Annotated in this window: 23 protein-coding genes; 8 read left to right on the top strand and 15 right to left on the bottom strand. The window is 65.5% G+C overall.

Features of this window, described 5'->3' with window-relative positions; all coding sequences use genetic code 11:
- Positions 1 to 14: 14 nt before the first annotated feature.
- Positions 15 to 170, bottom strand: coding sequence for a DUF3096 domain-containing protein (locus NLM32_RS13035; RefSeq protein ID WP_007607177.1), 156 nt, complete (start codon positions 168 to 170; stop codon positions 15 to 17).
- Between the two features lie 221 nt (positions 171 to 391).
- Between NLM32_RS13035 and NLM32_RS13030 the strand changes: the two genes are divergently transcribed.
- Positions 392 to 745, top strand: coding sequence for a DUF1236 domain-containing protein (locus tag NLM32_RS13030; protein WP_254129371.1), 354 nt, complete (start codon positions 392 to 394; stop codon positions 743 to 745).
- A gap of 234 nt (positions 746 to 979) precedes the next feature.
- Here NLM32_RS13030 and glyS read toward each other — a convergent pair whose 3' ends face one another.
- The 6 genes from glyS to NLM32_RS13000 all read right to left on the bottom strand — a co-directional run bounded on the left by glyS (position 980) and on the right by NLM32_RS13000 (position 6,653).
- On the bottom strand, positions 980 to 3,079 hold the full coding sequence (gene glyS, locus NLM32_RS13025; RefSeq protein WP_254129370.1) for a glycine--tRNA ligase subunit beta: 2,100 nt from the start codon (positions 3,077 to 3,079) through the stop codon (positions 980 to 982).
- Positions 3,079 to 4,014 (bottom strand): glycine--tRNA ligase subunit alpha, encoded by a 936-nt coding sequence (locus NLM32_RS13020; protein ID WP_254129369.1) that lies wholly within the window; start codon positions 4,012 to 4,014, stop codon positions 3,079 to 3,081. Before NLM32_RS13020 ends, glyS begins: the two co-directional genes overlap by 1 nt.
- A gap of 229 nt (positions 4,015 to 4,243) precedes the next feature.
- The gene (locus NLM32_RS13015) at positions 4,244 to 4,435 is read right to left on the bottom strand and encodes a hypothetical protein (protein ID WP_254129368.1); all 192 of its coding nucleotides are present in this window, start codon (positions 4,433 to 4,435) and stop codon (positions 4,244 to 4,246) included.
- Positions 4,436 to 4,540: 105 nt separating this feature from the next.
- Complete coding sequence (locus NLM32_RS13010) at positions 4,541 to 5,449, bottom strand: S49 family peptidase (protein ID WP_254129367.1); 909 nt, start codon at positions 5,447 to 5,449, stop codon at positions 4,541 to 4,543.
- Between the two features lie 216 nt (positions 5,450 to 5,665).
- Positions 5,666 to 6,433, bottom strand: a complete 768-nt coding sequence (locus tag NLM32_RS13005) for a tRNA1(Val) (adenine(37)-N6)-methyltransferase (protein WP_254129366.1) — start codon at positions 6,431 to 6,433, stop codon at positions 5,666 to 5,668.
- The gene (locus NLM32_RS13000; RefSeq protein ID WP_027529147.1) at positions 6,426 to 6,653 is read right to left on the bottom strand and encodes a DUF2007 domain-containing protein; all 228 of its coding nucleotides are present in this window, start codon (positions 6,651 to 6,653) and stop codon (positions 6,426 to 6,428) included. Before NLM32_RS13000 ends, NLM32_RS13005 begins: the two co-directional genes overlap by 8 nt.
- Before the next feature lie 129 nt (positions 6,654 to 6,782).
- On the opposite strand from NLM32_RS13000, the gene NLM32_RS12995 reads away from it, so the two are divergent.
- The 5 genes from NLM32_RS12995 to NLM32_RS12975 all read left to right on the top strand — a co-directional run bounded on the left by NLM32_RS12995 (position 6,783) and on the right by NLM32_RS12975 (position 11,049).
- Positions 6,783 to 7,790, top strand: a complete 1,008-nt coding sequence (locus NLM32_RS12995; protein WP_008131473.1) for a polyprenyl synthetase family protein — start codon at positions 6,783 to 6,785, stop codon at positions 7,788 to 7,790.
- 389 nt (positions 7,791 to 8,179) lie between these two features.
- On the top strand, positions 8,180 to 8,695 hold the full coding sequence (locus NLM32_RS12990; protein WP_254129365.1) for a helix-turn-helix domain-containing protein: 516 nt from the start codon (positions 8,180 to 8,182) through the stop codon (positions 8,693 to 8,695).
- A 1-nt stretch (position 8,696) separates the two neighbouring features.
- Entirely contained in the window at positions 8,697 to 9,959 is a 1,263-nt protein-coding gene (gene fabF, locus NLM32_RS12985; RefSeq protein WP_254129364.1) for a beta-ketoacyl-ACP synthase II, read from the top strand.
- 43 nt (positions 9,960 to 10,002) lie between these two features.
- Positions 10,003 to 10,635 (top strand): LysE family translocator, encoded by a 633-nt coding sequence (locus tag NLM32_RS12980; protein ID WP_254129363.1) that lies wholly within the window; start codon positions 10,003 to 10,005, stop codon positions 10,633 to 10,635.
- 21 nt (positions 10,636 to 10,656) lie between these two features.
- Positions 10,657 to 11,049 carry a RidA family protein gene (locus NLM32_RS12975; protein ID WP_254129362.1) on the top strand — a complete coding sequence of 131 codons (393 nt, stop codon included), beginning with the start codon at positions 10,657 to 10,659 and terminating at the stop codon, positions 11,047 to 11,049.
- 43 nt (positions 11,050 to 11,092) lie between these two features.
- Here the strand turns inward: NLM32_RS12975 and NLM32_RS12970 are convergent, their stop codons facing one another.
- Entirely contained in the window at positions 11,093 to 11,371 is a 279-nt protein-coding gene (locus NLM32_RS12970) for a hypothetical protein (RefSeq protein ID WP_254129361.1), read from the bottom strand.
- 408 nt (positions 11,372 to 11,779) lie between these two features.
- On the opposite strand from NLM32_RS12970, the gene NLM32_RS12965 reads away from it, so the two are divergent.
- Positions 11,780 to 12,649: an alpha/beta fold hydrolase gene (locus tag NLM32_RS12965; RefSeq protein ID WP_254135298.1), complete on the top strand. Its 870-nt coding sequence runs from the start codon at positions 11,780 to 11,782 to the stop codon at positions 12,647 to 12,649.
- A gap of 98 nt (positions 12,650 to 12,747) precedes the next feature.
- Here the strand turns inward: NLM32_RS12965 and NLM32_RS12960 are convergent, their stop codons facing one another.
- From NLM32_RS12960 to NLM32_RS12950, 3 genes are all read right to left on the bottom strand, one after another.
- Positions 12,748 to 13,632 carry a 4-(cytidine 5'-diphospho)-2-C-methyl-D-erythritol kinase gene (locus tag NLM32_RS12960; protein ID WP_254129360.1) on the bottom strand — a complete coding sequence of 295 codons (885 nt, stop codon included), beginning with the start codon at positions 13,630 to 13,632 and terminating at the stop codon, positions 12,748 to 12,750.
- A gap of 25 nt (positions 13,633 to 13,657) precedes the next feature.
- Positions 13,658 to 15,454 (bottom strand): tetratricopeptide repeat protein, encoded by a 1,797-nt coding sequence (locus NLM32_RS12955; RefSeq protein ID WP_254129359.1) that lies wholly within the window; start codon positions 15,452 to 15,454, stop codon positions 13,658 to 13,660.
- Between the two features lie 315 nt (positions 15,455 to 15,769).
- Positions 15,770 to 17,431: an electron transfer flavoprotein-ubiquinone oxidoreductase gene (locus NLM32_RS12950; protein WP_254129358.1), complete on the bottom strand. Its 1,662-nt coding sequence runs from the start codon at positions 17,429 to 17,431 to the stop codon at positions 15,770 to 15,772.
- Between the two features lie 136 nt (positions 17,432 to 17,567).
- On the opposite strand from NLM32_RS12950, the gene NLM32_RS12945 reads away from it, so the two are divergent.
- Positions 17,568 to 18,371, top strand: coding sequence for a uracil-DNA glycosylase family protein (locus NLM32_RS12945; RefSeq protein WP_254129357.1), 804 nt, complete (start codon positions 17,568 to 17,570; stop codon positions 18,369 to 18,371).
- A gap of 118 nt (positions 18,372 to 18,489) precedes the next feature.
- Here the strand turns inward: NLM32_RS12945 and NLM32_RS12940 are convergent, their stop codons facing one another.
- The 4 genes from NLM32_RS12940 to NLM32_RS12925 form a co-directional block, all read right to left on the bottom strand.
- A complete protein-coding gene (locus NLM32_RS12940; protein WP_254129356.1) occupies positions 18,490 to 19,998 on the bottom strand; it encodes a glycosyltransferase family 39 protein in 1,509 nt (502 codons plus the stop codon).
- 99 nt (positions 19,999 to 20,097) lie between these two features.
- Complete coding sequence (locus tag NLM32_RS12935; RefSeq protein ID WP_254129355.1) at positions 20,098 to 20,853, bottom strand: ribonuclease HII; 756 nt, start codon at positions 20,851 to 20,853, stop codon at positions 20,098 to 20,100.
- A 77-nt stretch (positions 20,854 to 20,930) separates the two neighbouring features.
- Entirely contained in the window at positions 20,931 to 21,386 is a 456-nt protein-coding gene (locus NLM32_RS12930; protein ID WP_254129354.1) for a VOC family protein, read from the bottom strand.
- A 24-nt stretch (positions 21,387 to 21,410) separates the two neighbouring features.
- Positions 21,411 to 22,574: a PA0069 family radical SAM protein gene (locus tag NLM32_RS12925; protein ID WP_254129353.1), complete on the bottom strand. Its 1,164-nt coding sequence runs from the start codon at positions 22,572 to 22,574 to the stop codon at positions 21,411 to 21,413.
- Between the last annotated feature and the right edge of the window lie 142 nt (positions 22,575 to 22,716).

The raw sequence follows: 22,716 nt of genomic DNA, 5'->3' as shown, positions 1-22,716 counted from the left end.
CGGAAAATGAAGGCCTAGAGATGGAGCCACTTCAACAAACCGAGCCCAATCGCCCCGTTGACGATGAGAAAAATCGCCACGATCAGGTTCAGCAGACGGGGCATGATCAGGATGAGCACACCCGCGAGCAATGACAGGATCGGCGAGATGTGGGCGACGGTGATGTGCATGAATTGTCTTTCCGAGCGTTAAGGCGAATCGCGGGCGGATCATACCGGACCCGGTTCCGCGGGTAGAGACGCGCGAGGCCGCAACGGGTTCCCCGCTTCGCGAAAACTGCCCGAAATTGCCGCGTATGCGGCGGGCCTTTTCCGGAACATCACGCGCGCCGCAGCATTGGCAACCGGTCGCGCCACTGGCGCCGGCTGAAATCAATTCGAAGGAGTTGTCCATGCGGAACAGGATTCTCGCCCTCGCAGCGCTTGGCATCGCGCTCGGCGCGCCGATCGCGGCGCAGGCGCAAACCGGGATCACGGTGGGACGTGCGCCTGTCGTGGTCGATAGCGGCCCGACCATCGCGGTGGAACAGCGGCCGGCTTTCCGTGACTATGTCATCGAGCAACGTGTGCCAGCCTTCAGCATTCCGGATCGTGTGATCGTCGGCGGCACGTTACCCGAAACCGGCATCACCTATTATGACGTGCCGCAACGGTTCGGCGCGACGACCTATCGCTACACCGTCGTGAACGGCGAGACGGTGCTGGTCGAGCCGCGCTCGCGCCGCATCGTCGAGGTGATGGACTAGCGATCAACTAGGTGTCCGGCGCGTCATATCAATCAGGCTGGCGCGAGCAGTGCAAACGGACATCAGGCCCCGCCCGGTCTTCCCCCCGCCGGGTGGGGCTTTTTTGTTTTCTCGTGTCCCGGGCAAGCGAAGCGCGACCCGGGACCCAGAAGCTACGAGCACGCGGCGGCATGGGCCCCGGCTCTGCAGCGCACCGCTAAAGAAGCGCTGCGCTGCGTCCGGGGCACGAGCCCCTCAATCCTGGATCTTCGAGAAATCCGCGACCGCACGCGTGGCGCTGCGGATTTCGTTGAGCAGCTTCAGGCGGTTCTCGCGCACCTTGGCATCGTCGTCGTTGACGCGAACCTTTTCGAAGAACGCATCGACCGGCGGTCGCAGCTTGGCCATCGCGCTCATCGCGGCAGCGAAGTCCTCCTTGGCCACAGCAGCGCCTGCTTCGGCCTTCACGTCGCCGATCGCCTTCGCCAGCGCCTTCTCCTCATCGAGGCCATAGAGCGCGGCATCAGGAGCGCCGTCGAACGTGCGCTTGTCCTTTTTCTCCTCGATCGAGAGGATGTTGCTGGCGCGCTTGGTGCCGGCGAGCAGATTCTTGCCGTCGTCGCTCTCGAGGAATTTTCCGAGGGCCTCGACACGGCGGACGATCATCAGCAAATCGTCCTGGCCGCCAAGCGCGAACACGGCATCGACGAGATCGTGACGCGCGCCCTGCTCGCGGAGCTGGACTTTCAGGCGATCGGCGAAGAAGGCGAGCAGATCGTTCGGGAGCTTCTGCGCATCCGCAGGCCTCACCGATAGGCCAGCGAGCGCGGACGCAGCCACCTTCATCAGCGAGAGCCGAAGTGCGTTCTCGGCAATCAGCCTGATCACGCCCAGCGCCGCGCGACGCAGCGCATACGGGTCCTTCGATCCCGTCGGCTTCTCGTCGATCGCCCAGAACCCAGCGAGCGTGTCGATCTTGTCGGCGAGCGCGACCGCGACGCTGACCGGATCGGTCGGCACGCGATCGGCCGGACCTTGCGGCTTGTAGTGCTCCTCGCAGGCGGCAGCGACGGACGCGTCCTCGCCCTGCGCCAGCGCGTAGTACTTGCCCATCAGGCCCTGCACCTCGGGGAACTCACCGACGACTTCGGTCAGCAAATCCGCCTTTGCCAGATGCGCAGCACGCGTCGCCTTGGCGACATCGGCGCCAACCAGCGGCGCGATCTCCGCGGCGAGGCGCTCGATGCGCTTGATGCGCGCTCCTTGCGTCCCGAGCTTCTCGTGGAACACGATCTGGTCGAACTTCGGCAGACGGTCCTCGAGCCTGGTCTTCAGATCGGTCTCGTAGAAGAATTTCGCATCCGACAGGCGCGGACGGATGACGCGCTCGTTGCCTGATACGATGACTTGGCCGCCGTCGGTCGCCTCGATGTTGGCGGTGAGGACGAACTTGTTGGTCAGCTTCCCGGTCTTGGGATCCTTGACCACAAAGCACTTCTGGTTGTTACGGATCGTGGCGCGGATCACCTCGTCGGGGATCGCCAGATATTCCGCCTCGAACGATCCCATCATGACGACGGGCCATTCGACGAGGCCCGAGACCTCGTCCAGCAACACCTGATCCTCGACCAGCTCAAAACCTTGCGCGAAGGTCAGCTCCTTGGCGTCCTCGAATATGATGTCCTTGCGCGCCTGCGGATCGAGGATGACCTTTGCAGCCTTCAGCTTCGCTTCGTAGTCCTCGAAGCGGCGCACGTTGATCGCGCTCGGTGCCATGAAGCGATGGCCATACGTGGTCTGACCGGTCTCGATGCCATCCACCGAAAATTTCACCACATCGGGCTCTTCCGTCTCGGGCCCGAAGGTCGCGGTGATCGCGTGCAGCGGACGCACCCAGCTCAGCGAGCCGGGCTTGCCCGAGCGCGCGCCCCAGCGCATCGATTTCGGCCAGGGGAAGGTGCGGATGATGACGGGCAGGATTTCCGCGAGCACGTCGATGGCGTCGCGGCCGGCCTTCTCGATCAGCGCGATGTAGAAGTCGCCCTTCGGGTCGCGCTGGATCTTGGCCTCATCCAGCGACTTCAAGCCGGTCGCCTTCAGAAAGCCCTGCACGGCCGCATCGGGGCCGCCGACCTTCGGTCCGCGGCGTTCGGTCTTGAGGTCAGGCTGGCGCGCGGGGATGCCGTGCACGGTGAGCGCGAGGCGGCGCGGCGTCGCGAAGGCTTTCGCGCCCTCGTAGACGAGGCCTTCGGCGACGAGCTTGTCGGTGACCAGGCGGCGCAGATCGTCGGCCGCCTTGGCCTGCATGCGCGCGGGAATCTCTTCCGAGAACAGTTCAAGCAAAAGATCGGGCATCAGGCCGCTCCGCCCGCTTCAGTGTGGATCCAGGCCTCGCCGCAGGCTTTTGCCAATTCGCGTACGCGCAGAATGTAGCTCTGCCGCTCCGTCACCGAGATCACGCCGCGTGCGTCCAATAGGTTGAAGACGTGACTCGCCTTGATGCACTGGTCATAGGCCGGCAGCGACATCAGGTGTGCTTCGCGCTTGCCGTCCTTCCAGCCAGCGTCGAGATACTTTCTGCAAGCGGCCTCAGCCATCTTGAACTGCTCGAACAGCATCGCGGTGTCGGCGACTTCGAAATTGTGCTTCGAATATTCCCGCTCGGCCTGGAGGAAGACGTCGCCATAGGTGACCTTCGCGTCGCCCTCGCGGCCGTTGAAGTTGAGGTCATAGACGCGGTCGACGCCCTGCACATACATCGCAAGCCGCTCGAGCCCGTAGGTGAGCTCGCCCGCGACCGGTGCGCATTCAAAACCCGCGACCTGCTGGAAATAGGTGAACTGGCTGACTTCCATGCCGTCGCACCAGCATTCCCAGCCGAGGCCCCAGGCGCCCAGCGTCGGGCTCTCCCAGTCGTCCTCGACGAAGCGGATGTCGTGCACGGCGGAATCGATACCGATCGCGGCGAGCGACTTCAGGTACAGTTCCTGAAGGTTCGGCGGCGACGGCTTCATGATCACCTGGAACTGGTAGTAGTGCTGCATCCGGTTCGGGTTCTCGCCGTAACGGCCGTCCTTGGGCCGGCGCGACGGCTGCACATAGGCGGCGTTCCAGGGTTTTGGCCCGAGCGCTCGCAACGTGGTGGCCGGATGGAAGGTACCCGCGCCCATCTCCATGTCGTAGGGCTGCAAAATCACGCAGCCCTGCTCGGCCCAGAACCGCTGGAGCGCGAGGATAAAGCCCTGGAACGAGCGTTCCGGGCGCATATGGGCGGGCAATGAGGCGTCCATCGTCAGATCAGGCTCTCGCGGGGGGTTTTGAATCGCGCGGGACCGTATCGACGGCGGGGGTGGGAATCAAGGCAAAGGGGCGGATTCGGGCTTAACGGATGCCCTAGGGCGGTCTCGTAGGGTGGGCAAAGGCGCACTCGCGCCGTGCCCACCGTCTTTCGATGAATTCGGATGCTGCTGGTGGGCACGCTTCGCTTTGCCCACCCTACGGCAGCGGTTCGTGAGGCGACTAGCCGGGCCGGTAGGCTCCGGTCACGGGGTCACGCTTCAATGTCTGGATATTCCCAATATGGGCGGCCTCGGCGACGCGCGAGAGGCGCATCTCCTCCAGCTCCTGGTTGATCCGGAGTGCGGTCTTGTAGGCCCAGCGGACCACGGCAAGCCCACCCAGGACGCCCGCAAATGCAACGAACGGCGGCATCGGTCGATCCTTGTTCAATGCTCAGCCCCCACACGCATATTCGCGCACTCCGGGCTGCGCCGCAATTGGCTCAGTCCGGACCAAATGGCGCGGGAGCGCCTCCGCCTAGAACCCGAATTTCGCCCAAATCGCCCGCGTCTCGACCGCCGAGATCAGTTCGTCCGGCAGACCGGCCATTGATTCCATGGCCGAAAGCTGGCCCGCGCCGGGCGATTTCCGCCCCAACAGACCGGACAGCAGACCGGTCGGCTGCGCGATCACAGGGGTGAGAACCTTGTCGCCATAGCGGGCACGAAGAGTTGAGCGGATATCGCCGATGCCATCGGCCAAGCCGAGCGCGATCGACGTCTCACCGGCCCAGTACTCGCCGGTGAACAGGGTGTCGTCCGCGCCCTTCAGCCGCGCGCCGCGGCTTTCCTTCACCAGCGCGATGAAGATCTGGTGGATCTCGCGCTGAAGCGCCTTGAGCTTGGCGACGTCGTCGGGGTTTTCGGGCAGGAACGGATCGAGCATCGCCTTGTGGGCGCCGGCCGTGTAGAGCCGGCGCTCGATGCCGAGCCGCTTGATCGCCTCCTGAAAACCGAAGCTGCCGCCGACCACGCCGATCGAACCGAGGATCGAGGACGGGTCGCAGAAGATCTCGTCGCCGGCGCAGGCGATCATGTAGCCGCCGGAGGCTGCGACGTCCTCGACGAACACCAGCACCGGCAGCTTCTTCTCCGCCGCGAGCTGCTTGATGCGCAGATAGATCTGGCGCGACTGCACCGGCGAGCCGCCGGGCGAATTGATCACCAGCGCCACCGCCTTGGCGTTGCGGACCGAAAAGGCCCGCTCCAGCACCCGGGCGACGCCCGCGAGCGACATGCCCGGGCGCAGCGGGGTCACCGCGCCGATCACGCCGGACAGCCGCACCACCGGCACCACAGCCGTTCCCGGGCGGAAGCGCGCCGGCAGATATTGCATGAGCTTGTCGGCCCAGCCGGAATTTTTGCGATCGTTCAATTGTTCGGCCATGCCGTTACCTCTGATTAACCAATTCTTATCACGCGACTGTCATTGAAAGTGCCTGGAACGTGTTTTGCAGAATCCCCGTTGGGAAGCTGCAATAAGGCAGCGGAGGAAGCGACATGAAGATCTATCTGCTGTTGATGCTGATCGGCGCGCTTTTCACGGCGATCCGCGTTACGTCCCAGCCGGAACAGCAGTCGGAATCGCTTCCGCAGTAAGCCGTCACGGCTCCGCCAGCGGCAAGACCGCTCTCCCTTCCAGAATATTCCTCACCTCTTTTTTAGGCACGCGTGACTCATCATTGAGCATGAGGCCTGGCAGCAATCGCAGCGGCGCCCGGCCCCCCTTGACGGCGCGCACCAGCACACGGATCGCAGGCCTTCCCGCTTCGCCATGAACTGGCAGGATCGACACGCTGCCGAAGCCGCGTGACAGCGCTGCCAAAACCTCCGCGACACCATCCGCACGCCAGATCAAGGTCAGCACGCCGTTCGATCGCAGCAGGCGCCGCGCGGCATGCACCCAGGCCTGCAGCGTCTCCTCGGTCGCGACATGCGCGGTGTGACGCGCCTGGTCCGGCGAGCCACGGTGCCGCGTGGCATCGTTGAAGGGCGGGTTCATCAGCACGCAGTCGGCGCTGTCGGGCATGAGCCCATGTGCCGCAAACGCCTGCGCATCCGCCGTGACGTCGAGCACAATCACCGCCGCGGCAATCGCATTCGCGGCCGCATTGGTGCGCGCGAGCCCGGCCAGTTCCGGATCGATCTCGACGAGGCCAAGATCGATCCCGGCCACGCGCCGGGCCAGCGCCAGCCCGGCCGTGCCAATGCCGGCGCCGAGATCGACCACACGGTCGCCAGCGCGGGCTTCGGTCGCTGCCGCAAGCAGAATCGCATCGTGCCCGGCGCGGTGGCCGGATCGCTTCTGCCGCAGGAGCAACTGCCCGCCGAGAAAGGCGTCTTCGGTGATATCTGTGACGACGTCAATCATCGCCGCGCAGTTCGTGGCTGAGCCCGGCCTCGGTCAGGAGCTGCCGGGCCTCGATGGCGTCGTCCTCATGGACCAGGATCCGCCGCGGCAGGACGCCGAGCGAGCCTTCGATGATGCTCATGTTCTGGTCCAGCACCAGGTGATGGATGTTGGCGCCGTCCAGCAGCGCGCCGATCGCCGACACCAGCACGATATCGTTGGTCCGAACCAGTTCACGCAAACGAGCCTCCTGCCCGAAAGGGGTTAAGCTGCAAATGTCAATGGTTCCACAGGCCTTGCCGCATCCCCGTCCAGTTTCTATTGTCTTTCCATCAGAATAGCCCCTCCGGGGCAAATATTGGAGACCGGCGTGGCCGTCATCGTACCTTTCGAAACCCCCGGCGCGTCGATCGAAGAGCTGGTTGCCCTTGTCGCCCCCGATATGGAGCGCGTCAACGCCACGATCCTGTCGCGGACGGGCTCCGACGTGACCATGATCCCGGAAGTGGCCAACCATCTGATCTCCTCCGGCGGCAAGCGGCTGCGGCCGATGCTGACGCTCGCCATGGCCAATCTGGCCGGCTACACCGGCGACGGCCACATCAAGCTGGCGGCCTCCGTCGAGTTCATGCACACCGCGACCCTGCTCCACGACGACGTCGTCGACGAGAGCGAGATGCGCCGTGGCAAGCTCTCGGCGCGCATGCTCTGGGGCAATGAGGCCAGCGTGCTGGTCGGCGACTTCCTGCTCGGCCAGGCCTTCCGCATGATGGTCGAGGTCGGCTCGCTGCGCGCGCTGGATATCCTTTCCGCGGCCGCCGCCACCATCGCCGAGGGCGAGGTGATGCAGCTCGCCGCCGCCAAGAACACCGCGACCACCGAGGACGAATATCTCGCCGTGATCCGCGGCAAGACCGCCGAGCTGTTCGCAGCCGCCTGCGAGGTCGGCCCTGTCATCGCCAACCGCCCGAAGGCCGAGCAGACCGCCTGCCGCTCCGTCGGCATGAATCTCGGTATCGCCTTCCAGCTCGTCGACGACGTGCTCGATTATGGCGGCAAGAGTGCAAAACTCGGCAAGAACACCGGCGACGACTTCCGCGAAGGCAAGATCACCCTTCCCGTCGTGCTCGCCTTCCGCCGCGGCAACGACACCGAGCGCGCGTTCTGGATCAGGGCGCTCGAGCGCGGCGAGATCGGCGACAGCGACCTCGATCATGCCATTGGCCTGATGAACAAGCACCGCGCGCTCGAGGACACAATCAGCCGCGCCCACCACTACGGCGCCATGGCCGTCGACGCGCTGGCGCTGTTCCCGTCCTCGCCGATGAAGAGCGCGCTGGAGCAGGTGGTGGCGTTCTGCCTGGCACGGTCGCATTAGGGCGCGATCGCCCTCTCTGACTCTTCCGTACCGCTATCGGTCCCGTCATCCTGAGGTGCTCGCGCAGCGAGCCTCGAAGGATGCACGGCCGCGATGCATCTGGGCCGTCGCCCTTCGAGGCTCGCTGTGCTCGCGCCTCAGGGTGACGGGGTTAGATTTGCACTCGCAAATGACGGAGTACGGCGCACGACCGCGCTCTCCCTCCCGTGTCCCGGACGCGCTGCAGCGTGAAACGCTGCTGCGCTGAGCCGGGACGCAAGCGACATCCAGCGATCAACAATCTGGGCCCCGGCTCTGCAGCGCACCGCTGAAGGAGCGCTGCGCCGCGTCCGGGGCACAGCGGCACCCAGTAACTTGCATTTTGCAAGCCACTCCTCTACCTTCCCGGCATGCAGCCAAAATCCCCCTCGATCCTGGAATGCCCGGTCGGCCGCGCCGTGGAGACGGTCGGCGAGTGGTGGAGCATCTTGATCCTGCGGGATGCGTTTCAGGGCGCGACGCGGTTCGACGAGTTCGAGCGCAATCTCGGCATCGCGCCCAACATCCTGTCGCGGCGTCTCGCCCATCTCACCAAGACCGGCCTGTTCGTCCGCCGCCGCTACCAGGAGCGGCCGCCGCGTTACGAATATGTGCTGACGGACAAGGCGCGGGATTTCTTCCCCGTGATCGCCACGCTGCTCGCCTGGGGCAACAAGCATCTCGCGCCGAAGGGCGAATCCATCCTGCTGGCGAACCGGGGCGATCGCCGGCCGCTCGATCCGGTCGTGGTCGATGCCGCCGACAGGCAGCCGATCACGCTCGCCAACGCGGTGGTGATCGCGGGCCCCGGCGCGAGCCGCCTGATGCGGCGGCGGCTCATTTCGCTCAAAGCCATGAACCCGGCGGTCGCGCCGGCTGGAGACTGACATGCGTCGTATCGTCGTGACGGGAATGGGCGCGGTGTCGCCGCTCGGCTGTGGTGTCGAATTGTCCTGGCGCCGGCTGCTCGCCGGACAGAGCGGGTTGCGCCCGTTGCCCCAATGGTCGCAGGCGCTGCCCGCCCGCATTGCGGGTCTCGTGCCCGACAAGGCCGATGACGCCGATGGCGGCTTCGATCCGGCAGAGGCCACCGCACCAAAAGATCAGCGCAAGATGGACCGCTTCATTCTGTTCGCGCTGCTCGCCACCGCAGAAGCGGTCGCGCAGGCCAAATGGACGCCGCAGGATGCGGCATCGCTGGAGCGGACCGCGACCATCATCGGCTCCGGCGTCGGCGGCTTCCCTGCGATGGCGGAAGCGGTGCGCATCACCGAGCAGCGCGGCCCGCGCCGGCTCTCGCCATTCACGATCCCCTCGTTCCTCGCCAATCTCGCTAGCGGCCACGTCTCGATCAAATACGGCTACAAGGGCGCGCTGGGCACGCCGGTCACGGCGTGTGCCGCCGGCGTGCAGGCAATCGGCGATGCCGCGCGCATGATCCGCGCCGGCGAGGTCGATGTCGCGATCTGCGGCGGTGCGGAAGCCTGCATCGATATCGTCAGCCTCGGCGGCTTTGCCGCAGCCCGCGCGCTGTCGAGCGGATTCAACGACGAGCCCACGCGCGCCTCGCGCCCGTTCGATCGCGACCGCGACGGTTTTGTGATGGGCGAAGGCGCGGGCATTCTCGTGATCGAGGAACTGGAACATGCGCTTGCGCGCGGCGCGACGCCGATCGCCGAGATTGTCGGGTACGGCACCACCGCGGATGCCTATCACATGACGTCGGGGCCGCCCGATGGCGACGGCGCCCGCCGCGCGATGGAGATCGCGCTGCGGCAGGCGAACCTTGCACCGGCGGATCTGCAGCACCTCAACGCGCATGCGACTTCGACACCGGCCGGCGACGAGAGCGAGCTCGGCGCGATCGGGGCGCTGTTCGGCCGCAGCCGCTCCATTGCGGTGAGCGCGACCAAATCGGCCACCGGTCATCTGCTCGGCGCCGCCGGCGGGCTGGAGGCGATCTTTACCGTGCTCGCCTTGCGCGACCAGATCGCGCCGCCGACGCTCAATTTTGAAAACCCGGACGGACACGCTGACGGCATCGACATCGTCGCAGGCAGCGCACGGCCGATGCCCATGCTCAACGCCATCTCCAACGGCTTCGGCTTCGGCGGGGTGAATGCCAGCGCGATCTTCCGCCGCATGGGCTGACGGCAGGCCTTGCAATCGCGGCGCGCTGCGCTACCAAACTGGCATGATTGATACGAACCTCTGGCTGTTCCTCGCAGCCGCTCTCGTCATCGCCGCCGTCCCCGGCCCCGGCATCTTTTATGTCGCGGCGCGAACCTTGTCGGAAGGGCGCGCCAGCGGCTTTGCCTCGACCGCCGGCACGGCGCTGGGCGGATTGGTCCATGTCGTCGCGGGCAGTCTCGGCATTTCCGCGATCATCCTGGCGAGCGCCGAGCTATTCGCCGTCGTGAAGTTCGTTGGCGCGCTGTATCTGGTCTGGCTCGGCATCAAGACCTTTCGCAGTGCCGGCCGGACGCTATCGCTCGCGAGCGAGCCCGTCGGCGACAAGCGCGCGTTCCGTGACGGCGTGCTGGTCGAGGCGTTGAACCCCAAGACCGCCGCGTTCTTCCTCGCCTTCATTCCGCAATTCCTCGATCCCGCGGGAGCGAGCCCGACGCTGCAATTCATCGCGCTCGGCGCCATCTCGGTGACACTGAACACGCTCGCCGATGTCGTCGTGGTGCTGATGGCGTCCGCGACCCGCACGCAGTTGATCGGTCGGCCACATCTGATGCGCCGCCTCACGCAGGGCTCCGGCGTCTTCATTGCCGGCCTCGGCGTCTCGCTCGCGCTGGCCCGGCGACCGGTGAATGGGTAGCAAAATGGAACGAGACCGACGATGACATCACGGGTCGAAACGCTGACGCCGCCGAACACACCCAAACCGATCGGGCCCTATAACCACATCGCCAAGGTCGGTGAAAACATCTGGATCGGCGGGACCGCGGGCTTTGATCCGGCAACAGGACAATTGGCCGGCTCCGACGTCGGCTCTCAGACGCGGCAAATCTTCAAATCGTTCGCGGTCATGCTGGAGGCGGTCGACTCGGACCTCAACCATGTCACTCACATCAACGTGTTTCTCCAGCAGATGTCGGATTTCGATGCGATGAACGCGGCCTATGTCGAGATGATGGGAGAGCACAGACCCGCGCGCACGGTGTTTTCTGTCCGCGAGCTGCCAAAGCCCGGCGTGTTGCTGACCATGAACCTGACGGCCGTGACGCGATAGGCGGCTTGAAAAGAGAAAGGGGCCGAAGCCCCTTTCCCGGATTTCACCACTGATGCCAGTGGTGCCAATGATGCCAGCGGTGCCAGCGCCAGCCGTCGCCCCAATGATGGTGCCAGCCGTAACCACCCCAATAATGCGGGTGATAATAGCCGCCGCCGTAATAATGGCGGTGCCAGCAATGGCCCCATTCGTTGCAGATGTAGCCGGCCGGAACGACGCCCGACGCACCGGGGACGTCGATCGGCTGCGCCGATGCCGCTCCGGTGGACAAGGCGACACCACCGAGAGCGGCGAGGCCGACGAACGCAGAAACGAGTTTCATGATTTTCACCTCCTAACATTCGTTGGAGGCGGTGAACGACGAGCGCGTTCGGTGGCTTACGAAGGTTTAACGCCGATGAACAAGCTGTCCGATCCGTCATGACTTGCCGAATTGTAACGCGCGCAATTCGAACGAGGCATCGCCAAGAGCTCACCCATTGATGTTGCGATGGAGGGTTCGATGAAGATGATGTCCTGGTCGCGTTATCACCTCCTGCCAAATTCGTTGTCGCGTGCCGCGCGCGCTGCGAAGCTATTCAAGATCCGGCAACGCAACCGCTGGGCGTATCAGGCGGCGCCCAAACCCGGCCCGGCACCGAAGCCGGCATGACCGCGCGCTTGCTTGTCGAATGACCGGCAGCAGGCTAGTTCAATGCAGTCTTACCCGGTAGTCGAGGAACGCGGCCAGATGCTCGCCCCGCAAAGTCGCAATTACGAGTCCCACGGACTGCGCCTGCATTACGCCGACTGGGGCAATGAGAGCGCATCACCACTCATCCTGGTGCATGGCGGCCGCGATCATTGCCGGAGCTGGGATGCCATCGCGCGCTCGTTGCAGCCGCACTTCCATGTGATCGCGCCCGATCTGCGTGGCCACGGCGATTCCGACTGGACCAAGGGAGGCAGCTACGCACTGACGGAGTATGTCTACGATCTCGCCCAGCTCGTCCGCAGCATCGCAGCGCCTCACGTGACGCTCATCGGCCATTCCATGGGTGGCATGGTGAGCCTGATATTTTCAGGCTCATTCCCCGAGCAGGTCACCAAGCTCGTCGTTCTCGACGGCGTGACGATGCTGCCTGATGCGCCAAAGCCCCCGACGCATGAGCGCATCGGCAAGTGGGTCAGCCAGCTCGACAGGCTGCACGATCGAACGCCGCGGCGCTATGCGACCCTCGAGGACGCGGCCGCGCAGATGGTGCTTCACAACAAGCGCCTCACCCGCGACCTCGCGCTGCACCTTGCCACGCACGGCGCGCGCCGGAACGAGGACGGCACCTATAGCTGGAAGTTTGATCCCTACCAGCGCGCCTCCGCGCCGCATCGGCTCTGGCCGGACGACCACGTCGCGCTGTGGTCGCGCATCACGTGCCCGACGTTGCTATTGAATGCGGGCGAAAGCTTTCTCGCCGGCGCCAGGGCCGCAGGCCTGGAACGCTATTTCCAGCAGGCACGCATCGCGACCATCTCCGGCGCCGGGCACTGGTTGCAGCATGACAAGCCGGAGGAGGTGCTGGGTGAGATCCGGCAGTTTCTCGGGCTTGAGAGCGTCGGCTAGCGACGCTGGCGTAGGGTGGGCAAAGCGAAGCGTGCCCGCCACATGATGATGGTGGGCACGGCGCTAGCGCGCCTTTGCCCACCCTACGGCAGCTGCGCCTAGCTCAACGTCCCCGCATGCACCCACCAGCCGGGATGGTCGCGCCGGATCTTTTCGGCGGCAGCGTGCGCATCATTTGCCGCACCGTAGATCGCAAAACAGGTCGCGCCCGAGCCGGACATCCGCGCGAGCTTGACGCCGGCGGACGAGCGCAAAGCGCCCAGCACGTCACCGATGACGGGTTCGATGCGCAGTGCAGGGGCTTCGAGGTCGTTGGCGACGGTTTCGAGAACCTCGACCCATTCCGAAATCGAGCCGCCCTGCTCCGGCCAGGCCGGCGCGTCGAGAACCGAGGTCGCGCCAACCAGCAATTCGCCGTTGCGCAGGCCCAACTCCCTGAACACGTCCTTGGTCGCGACCGGCACGCGCGGATTGACCATCACGCAAGGCATGCTCGGCAACGCCAGCGGCAGCAGCTGCTCGCCGACGCCGGTCATGTCGCAGGCCCGCGAGAACAGGCACACCGGGACGTCGGCCCCGGTCGCAAGCGCAACTTCCTGCAGGCGGGGATCATCGAGCGGGAGATCGTTGAGGCGCGCGAGAAGACGCAACGCTGCCGCCGCGTCGGCCGAGCCGCCGCCGATACCGGCTGCCACCGGCAGGACCTTGTCGAGCGCGAACGCGCCGAGCTTCAAATTCGGCACCGCGTCCGCCAGCAGCTTGGCGGCCTTGAACACGAGATTGTCTGATGTCTCGCCGCAGGCCGCGGCAAGCGGCCCCGTGGTCGCAAGCCTGAGCTCGCCCCCCGGCTCCAGCGTGAGCCGGTCGGCACAATCGGCAAACGCAACCACGCTTTCGAGATCATGATAGCCGTCAGCACGACGGCCAACCACGCGAAGGCTCAGATTGACCTTCGCGCGCCCTTCTTCAACCAACGCCGGCATCGGCGATACGCCCCCAGTCACTCAGTTAGCCGCCCTTGCCGTCGTCCTTCTTCTTGTCCGCCTGCGCGGCCGAAGAGTTCGAATTGTCTTCCGTCATGCCATTGGCGATCTTGGCCTCGATCTTCGGCAGATCATCCGGCTCGGGCTTGAGATCGCGGGCATGTGCCCACTGGAATTTTGCTTCCAGCGTGCGGCCGACGCGCCAATAGGCGTCGCCGAGATGGTCGTTGATGGTAGGATCCTCGGGCTTCAGGTCGATCGCGCGCTCGAGGTTCTTCACCGCCTCTTCGTAGTTGCCGATGCGGTAATAGGCCCAGCCGAGGGAATCCACGATGTAGCCGTCGTCGGGACGCTGCTCGACGGCACGCTTGATCATCTTCATGCCTTCGTCGAGATTCACGCCCTGGTCGATCCAGGAATAGCCGAGATAGTTGAGGACATGCGGCTGGTCGGGCTGCAGCTCGAGCGCCTTCTTCATGTCGGCTTCGGCCTTGCCCCACTCCTTGGTGCGCTCCTCGCAAATGCCGCGGTAGTAGTACCAGACGCTGTTGGCCTTGTCGTTGCCGGCCGGCAGCACGTCGATGCCCCGCGAATAGGTCGCGCCACAGTCGGCGAACTTCTTGCGGCCGCGCTCGAGATTGCCGAGCGCCATGATGGCTTCGAGATCCTTGGAGTCCTCCGCGGTCACGCCCTTGAGGATCTTGATCGCCTCGTCGGTGCGGTCAGCGGAATCCAGATCGATGGCAAGCTGGATCTGCGCATTGCGCTTCAGAGGCGAAGACGACGGCACGCGCTCATAGATCTTGATCGCCATCTGCGGCCGCTTCACGGATTCATAGAGATCGGCGAGCGAGAGCAGGGCCAGCGGATGCGTGGGCTGCAGATAGAGCGCGAGCTGGAGATAGACCAGCGCCAGATCCTCGCCGCCGCGGCGGGTCAGCGTGGCGCCGATGCCGTAGAGCGCCTCGGCAGCACCAGCCTGCGCGGAATCGACCAGCGACGGCAGCTTCTTGCCGGCCTTGGTCTCGCGGAGGCCCTCCACGATCAGCGGATGACGGGCGAGCTTCTTGTCGAAGGCTTCATAGATCGCGGTCGCCGAAGCCGCGTCTTTGTTGCGCGACAGCCAGCGCGCATAGGCCTCGCTGACGCGCAGCATGGAATCGTCGAGCTTGTAGGCCCGCTCGAAACGGACGCCCGCGTCCTTCTCCTTGCCGGCGTTCTCGAGGATCATGCCGGCATGCAGGTCCTTGAACAGCGGATACCATTCCGGGCCCGCCAGCTTGTCGATGGTCGCGACCGCGCCCTTGGCATCGCCCGCACCATAGGCGGCCCAGCCGGACAGCAGCGTCGCGACGAGATCGGTGATCGGCCCGCGAATCGACTGGTTGATGTTGCTTTGCGCGCTCGGATATTTCTTCAGCTTCAAATCATGCACGCCGACCACGAGGCGCGCGACGCGATTGGTCTTGTCGATGGTGAGGATGCGCTCGGCGAGCTTGACCGCTTCGTCGATGTCGCCGTCGCCGACCGAGGCGATGAAGGCGCGGTCGAGCAGCTCGTTGTTCTTGGGATCGGTCCGCAGCGCGGAGCGGTAGAAGGCGGCGGCCGAGGTCGCGTCGCGCTCGACGCTGGCGTGACGGGCGGCGAGATAGCTGCCGGCGGTGGTGAGCGACTTCAGATCGTTTCGGGTCGGAAACTGCGCCGCCGTGTCGGCCGGATGATCCGGCGTCTGCGCCAGCACTCCGCCAGGGACCGCCACGATCGCGGAGCCGGCAAGGGCGATGACAGCAGCAGTCCAGCGGTTGAAACGATATGAAAACATCAGGGCTCGCCTTGAGTTGGTAGTGCCTGGGTTTGAAGCAAAAGGCCGTCTCGCACGCGAACGCGGCCGGCAACATGGGACCCGGAACCGTCGGGTCCGGACAATGCCGCTTTTGGCGCTTCACCGCAAGGATTCGGACCGGGCATCCCCTCCGCACGCCCCAAATCGGCCAAGTAACCGTTCGCGTGACGGTCAAGTGCCCCAAGACGCCGCTACTATGGCCTTATCGTGGCCGCGGCGGGTGGCCGCAGCCGGGTCCTCACGCGAACGTGCGCTACATCACCCTTCGGACCTATTTGGTCACCCGGCGCGCCCTTACATCGCCTCGTAGTTCGGACCGCCGCCGCCCTCCGGAGGAACCCAGGTGATATTGCCGTTGGGGTCCTTCACGTCGCAGGTTTTGCAGTGGACGCAGTTCTGGGCGTTGATCTGGTAGCGCGGGCTCGCGCCTTCCTCGACCCACTCATAGACACCGGCCGGGCAATAGCGGTTCGACGGACCGGCGAAGACGTCATGCTCGGACATCTTCTGCAGGTTCATGTCCGCGACCCGGAGATGGATCGGCTGATCTTCCTCGTGATTGGTGTTGGACAGGAACACCGAGGACAGCTTGTCGAACGAGATCTTGCCGTCGGGCTTCGGATAGTTCTTGGGCGCGTGTTGCTTGGCTGGATCGAGCGTCGAGCGATCGGGCTTGGCATGAGATTGCGTGCCGAACAGCGAGGTACCGAACAGCGTGTTGAACCACATGTCGAAGCCGCCGAGCGCGACGCCGAGCACGGTGCCGAACTTCGACCACAGCGGCTTGACGTTGCGGACCAGGAACAGATCCTTGCCGACCGGCGAGGACCGCCACGCGCTCTCGTAGTCGACGATCTCGTCGTTGGCGCGATCGGCCGCGAGCGCGGCTGCGACGTGTTCGGCGGCGAGCATGCCGGTGCCCATCGCGTTGTGCACGCCCTTGATGCGCGGCACGTTGACGAAGCCGGCCGCACAGCCGACCAGCGCGCCGCCAGGGAAAGTCAGCTTCGGCACCGACTGGTAGCCGCCTTCGGTGATGGCACGCGCGCCATAGGCAAGCCGCTTGGCCCCTTCGAAGGTGCCGCGGATCGAGGGATGGGTCTTGAAGCGCTGGAATTCGTCGAACGGCGACAGATACGGATCGTCGTAGTTCAAATGCACGACGAAGCCGACGGCGACCAGATTGTCGTCGTAATGGTAGAGGAACGAGCCACCGCCGGTCTTCAGGTCGAGCGGCCAGCCGAACGAATGCTGGATCAGGCCCTTCTGGTGCTTGGCGGGATCGATCTGCCAGACTTCCTTGAGGCCGATGCCGAACTTCGCCGGTTCGCTCTTGGCATCGAGCGCGAACTTGGCGATCAGCTGCTTGGTCAGGCTGCCACGTGCGCCTTCGGCGAACAGCGTGTACTTGCCGAGCAGCTCCATACCGCGGGTGAAGGAGTCCTTCGGCTTGCCGTCGCGGCCGATGCCCATGTCGCCGGTGGCGATGCCCTTCACGGCGCCCTTTTCGTCATAGAGCACTTCGGCGGCGGCAAAGCCCGGATAGATCTCGACGCCGAGCGCCTCGGCCTTGCGCGCCAGCCAGCGGCAGACATTGCCGAGCGAGCCGATATAGCAGTGATGGTTGTCCATCAGCGGCGGCATGATGAAGTTCGGCAGCTTGATCGCGCCGCCGGCCGTCATCCAGTAGAAGCGGTCGTCCTTGACCTGCGTCTTCAGCGGGCAATCGGAATCCTCGCGCCAGTCCGGGATCAGCTTGTCGAGCCCGGCCGGATCGATCACGGCGCCGGAGAGAATGTGTGCACCGACCTCGGAGCCCTTCTCCACCACGACGACGTTGAGATCGGCATTGATCTGCTTCAGCCGGATCGCCGCGGCCAGGCCCGAGGGGCCGGCGCCGACGATGACGACGTCGAATTCCATGGATTCGCGCGGGGGAAGTTCTTCGGTGCTCATCTGATCTCAGCCCTTGAGACGGTTCCTTGTCATTTGCGCTCCCTTGTTTCCGATTTTTCCGGGTAGGACAACCACGGAAATGCGTTCCGCTGGGATGCAAGGCGCCTTAAGATGAACTAATAGTCTGACTTTCCAAATGATCCCCGAGCCCGCACCCACCGTCCGAGAGCTTCTCGCCTTCTATCTGGAGGCCGGTGTCGACTGCGCGCTCGCCGAGGAACCGGTCGACCGCCTGGCGGAATTAGACGCTCCGCCGCCGGCCCCGCGCGCGGCGCCGGTCGAGACACCGCGGCCTGTCGCCGCGCCTGCGGTGATGCGTGGCGAGGCGGCACCGGCGCCCGACGTCGCCATTGCTTCGGCCCGCGAGGCCGCGCGCACCGCGCCGACGCTCGAGGCCTTGCGCGAGCTGATGCAAAGCTTCGAGGGCTGCGCGCTCAAGCACACTGCGACCCGGCTGGTGTTCGCCGACGGCAATCCGCAGGCACGCATCATGTTCGTCGGCGAGGCGCCGGGCCGTGACGAGGACATCGAGGGACTGCCTTTCGTCGGGCGCAGCGGCAAGCTGCTCGATTTGATGATCGGCGCCATAGGCCTCAACCGCACCACGGCCTACATCACCAACGTCATTCCCTGGCGGCCGCCCGGCAACCGCACGCCGACGCCGCAGGAGACGCAGATCTGCCTGCCCTTCATCCAGCGCCATATCGAGCTGGTGAATCCCGACCTGCTGGTGACGCTCGGCAATCCCTCGACGCAGACGCTGCTCTCGACCCGCGAGGGCATCATGCGGACACGCGGACGCTGGTTCGACTACGATACGGGCCAACGCACCATCCGCGCGCTGCCGACCTTCCACCCGGCCTATCTGTTGCGCTCGCCGTCCTACAAGCGCCTCGCGTGGCAGGATCTGCGGGCGATCGCGAAGGTGCTGGCGGGATAGATCTCGTAGGGTGGGCAAAGCGGAGCGTGCCCACCACCTCTATCGTTGCGACGGATAGGCTTGACGTGGGCACGGCGCTTTTGCGCCTTTGCCCACCCTACGGTTTCAGCGTTTGTCGCTACGTCCCTTTCGGCCGGACGATGGCCCAGCCGACGCGCAACAATCCCTGACGGCCATTGACCAGCCATTCGAAGGCACGCGGCACTTCCGGCACGATGCCGGGAAAGCGCGCGAGGATTTCGGGCGGCGGGGTGCCGGCGGTATCCGAGGCGCGCCAGACCACGACGCCGCCGCTCTCGCTGAATTTTGCCTGTGACATCCACGGCGTCCGGGCGGGCGCGGCATCGATGAACAGATGCGGCCGGCCGGAGTGCAGCGCGATCAGGCTCGCAAGCTCGGTTTCACCTGCGACCGCGCGCAGGCGATGGTTGGTGCGGCGGGCAAAGCTGTCATCGAAGAAGTCCGAGATCGCGCGCCCCGGCATCGAGGTCGCGATCTCGCCGGTGCCGCTCCAGGGCAGGAACAACACGGCCAGCACGACGCCCGCCGCCGGAGCCGCGATCGCCACCAGCCATACCGTGCGCAGCATCCGTGCGCGGCGCATCGCAATGAGATCGCCGGCCACGACAACCATGGCGAGGCCCGACATGACCAGCACCACGCCGGCGCCGCCGACGACGGCCTCGAGCCCGAACAGGCCGGAGATCAGGACCGCACCGAGCGCCGGCGCGAGCGCAAAGAAATAGACGAAGTTGCGCGCGAGCGGCTCGACCGGCGGCCGGTAAATGATCGGCGCCTCTTCGCTCTTGCCGGCGAACAGGGACGTGTTGAGGAAGGTGAGCACCGGGACCGCGACTGCGCCGAGCACAAGACCCCCGAGCAGCCAGACGGCGTGGAGCGCACGGGCACTGAGGTCGGCCACATGCGGCAGAGCCGGCAGCACAAGGGTCTCGGCCCGCATCAGCCAGACAGCATAGGGCAGCGCCAGCACGGCAACGACGACGAGTGCGAACAGCGGATCGAGTGCGCGCAACGTCCGGCGGCCGCCGGCGGTCGCGAGCGCGAAGATGACGAGCAATGCGAGCAGGAAGATCGCGGCCGGCGTGGTCAGCAGCAAGAGGCCGGCCTCGATCGACCAAGCGAACCAGGCATTGCCGCGGCGCTGACCGATGACCTGCCAGGAATGCAACAGCAACAGAGTCCAGAGCGGCCGCGCCAGCACCAGGGGGCCGAAGTCGAGCGCAGACGAGGAGAAAGCCAGCGCCGTCATGGTCAGGAGCACGGCGAGCACCGCCTGCTGGGTGCCGACCACGGCGCGCGCCAGATGATAGAGCGCAATGAAGGTCGCGATCTCGCAGAGCTCGGCGAGCACATAGACGCCGAACATGTGGCCGCCGGCGGCACGATAGGCGATATCGGCGAGCCAGACCGACAGCGGCGGACCGAGATCAGTGCCGACCTGGTACTCCCTGCCGAAGGCAAGCAGGGTCGCGAGGCTGCCGGGCGGGCTGCGGTAGAACAGAAGCGCCACCAGCAGCCACATCGCGGCCTGCGCGAGCACGGCAATCCAGACGATCAGCCGCGGCCGGGCGCGAATGAGCTCGATGACCAGGGAGGTAAACCGCATGCAACGCCCGCAAGATGCAGCCAACCCGTCCAGCCGGCCCTATTCGCTCAGGTGTATTTTGATAATGGGCGCCGTGCGTCGTGGCAACGACAGTCTAGCTTAAAGGCCTGCCGAAGCATCGATTTCAACTGCGGTCTCCACCTGCACCTCGACGTCGGCGACCTCGAACAGGTCCCGCACCGGTTCGACGGTCCAGGGCATGTGCTTGGCGCGGGCGGCCGCGACGGGAGCGAAGAGGCTGCGGTGGTGGATGGTGGGGCCGAGGCGATCGAGCGCGTCGAGATGCTCCGGCACGCCGTAGCCCTTGTGCTGCTCGAAACCGTAGCCCGGGCAGTCCTGCGCCAGCGCGCACATCAGCCGGTCGCGCGTCACCTTGGCGACGATGGAGGCGGCCGCGATCGACAGCACGATGCCGTCGCCGCCGATCACCGCCTCGCAGTCGCAAGGCGTGTCGAGCCGGTCGCGGCCGTCGACGAAGACATGCTTCGGCGCCTCGGGCAGCGCCACCACGGCGCGCTTCAGCGCCCAGAGCGAGGCGCGCAGGATGTTGTCGCGGTCGATCCGCGCGGGCGAGGCAACGGCGACCGAGACTTGTGCGGTCGCGCAGATCTTGGCGAAAAGCGTCTCCCGCTCCTCCGCCGTCAGCCGCTTGGAATCGTCGATGCCGCGCGGAATGCGGTCGGGATCGAGAATCACCGCGGCCGCCACCACCGGACCGGCCAGCGGCCCACGGCCGGCCTCGTCGCAGCCGGCGATCGGCCAGATGCCGCGCTTAATCAGCGCGCGCTCGCGGCGGAAGCTTGCCTTCGCTGGCTTGGCCTTGACTGGCTTTTTGGCGGACTTGTCCCGAATCATGGTCGGGATCGTGCGCAAGCCGCCTCGCCCGCGCAACCGGGAACCCCAGACAATTCCCGATATTCAGGCGGGTCGCCCTACTGCGCCAGATGCACCCGCCGGTCGTCGCCGACCTCGATGCCGGGGGCGACGACGACCTCCCAGGGATGGCCGTCGGGATCGGCAAAATAGCCGGAATAGCCGCCATAGTCGGTCTCGTGCGCGGCCTTCAGCAGCGTCGCGCCCTTACGAAGCGCAAACGCCAGCACCGCATCGACCTCCTCGCGCGAAGCACAGTTCCAGGCCAGGGTCATGCCGCGGAAGGTCGTTGGCCTCGGATCGTCCGGCAATTTGGCGTCGGCGGCGAGCTGGTCCCAGGGAAACAGGCCGAGCACCGGACCACCGGTGTCGAAGAACGCAACGGCCTCGCCCGTCGCCTTCAGCCGGCGCGCAAACCCGAGCGCGTCATAGAAGGCGATGCTGGCGCGGATGTCATTGACGCCAAGCGTGATCACCGTGAGCCGCGGTACCGGAGCCGGCAGTTCCTTGCTCATCACACACCTCATACGCTCCGCGCCTCAGAACAGGCTGAGCTGCTCGCCGTTCTGCTTTGGCCGGGCAAAATGATCCGTGGTCAGCTTCGAGCGGCGCTTGTTGAGACCGAGCCGGTCGCAGGCGATCTCGAAGCGGCGGCCGATGGTCCAGGCCATTGGCCCGGTGCCCTTCATCCGCTCGCCCCATTTGGCATCGTAGTCGCGGCCGCCGCGCATATCGCGGATCAGCGTGAAGACGTGGCGATAGCGGTCCGGATAGTTCGCCATCAGCCATTCGCGGAAGAGATCGCGCACCTCGAGCGGCAGCCGGAGCAGCACGTAGGAGGCTTCCTTGACGCCGGCATGGGCGGCGGCATCGAGGATACGTTCGATCTCGGAATCGTTCAGCGCGGGGATCACCGGCGCCACCATCACGGTGGTGGGAATGCCGGCGTCCGAGAGCTGCTTCAGCGCCTCCAGCCGCTTCGGCGGCGTCGAGGCGCGCGGCTCCATGGTGCGCGCGAGCTTTGGGTCGAGCGAGGTCACCGAGATCGCGACCTTGGCGAGGTTGCGCTTGGCCATCGCTGCGAGAATGTCGATGTCGCGCACGACCAGCGCGGATTTGGTGACGATGCCGACGGGATGGCCGGTGCGTTCCAGCACCTCCAGAATGCCGCGCATGATTTTGCGCTCGCGCTCGATCGGCTGATAGGGATCGGTGTTGGTGCCGATCGCGATCATCCGCGGCTCGTAGCCTGACGCCGCGAGCTCCTTCTCGAGCAGCGCCGGCGCCTCGGGCTTGACGAACAGCTTTGACTCAAAGTCGAGCCCCGGCGACAGGCCGAGATAGGCGTGCGTCGGCCGCGCGAAGCAATAGACGCAGCCGTGCTCGCAGCCACGATAGGGATTGATCGAACGATCGAAGCCGATGTCGGGCGACTCGTTCCGGGTGATCACCTTGCGGGAGGTGTCGACGCCGACCGTGGTCTTGAACGGCGGCAGCTCTTCGAGGCTCTGCCAGCCATCGTCGAAGGCGACGCGCGCTTCGGCCTCAAAGCGGCCGCTGGCATTGGATTGCGCGCCCCGACCTCGCCTGCGCTGCTTGTCGATGGCGACCGCAAGTTCGGGGAAATCAGAAGGCGCACCCGCCGGCTCGGAGGGCGCCGTGACCGGCGGGTGCTTGAGAGCAGAAGAAGAAGCTGGACTCATGAAGCCAAGATAGCACGCCAAAGGAACAAATCAAGAACAAGAATGAAAAACGCGAAAACAACCCCATGCACAGTAGCGCTGCCCAATCTTCACGCGCCGACCTTTGACCTCACGCAACACCGCGTGAGGCCGATCCCCGTTT

The organism is Bradyrhizobium sp. CCGUVB14, assembly GCF_024199935.1.
Classification (GTDB): Bacteria; Pseudomonadota; Alphaproteobacteria; order Rhizobiales; family Xanthobacteraceae; genus Bradyrhizobium.
This window is presented reverse-complemented; position numbering and strand designations above follow the sequence as displayed.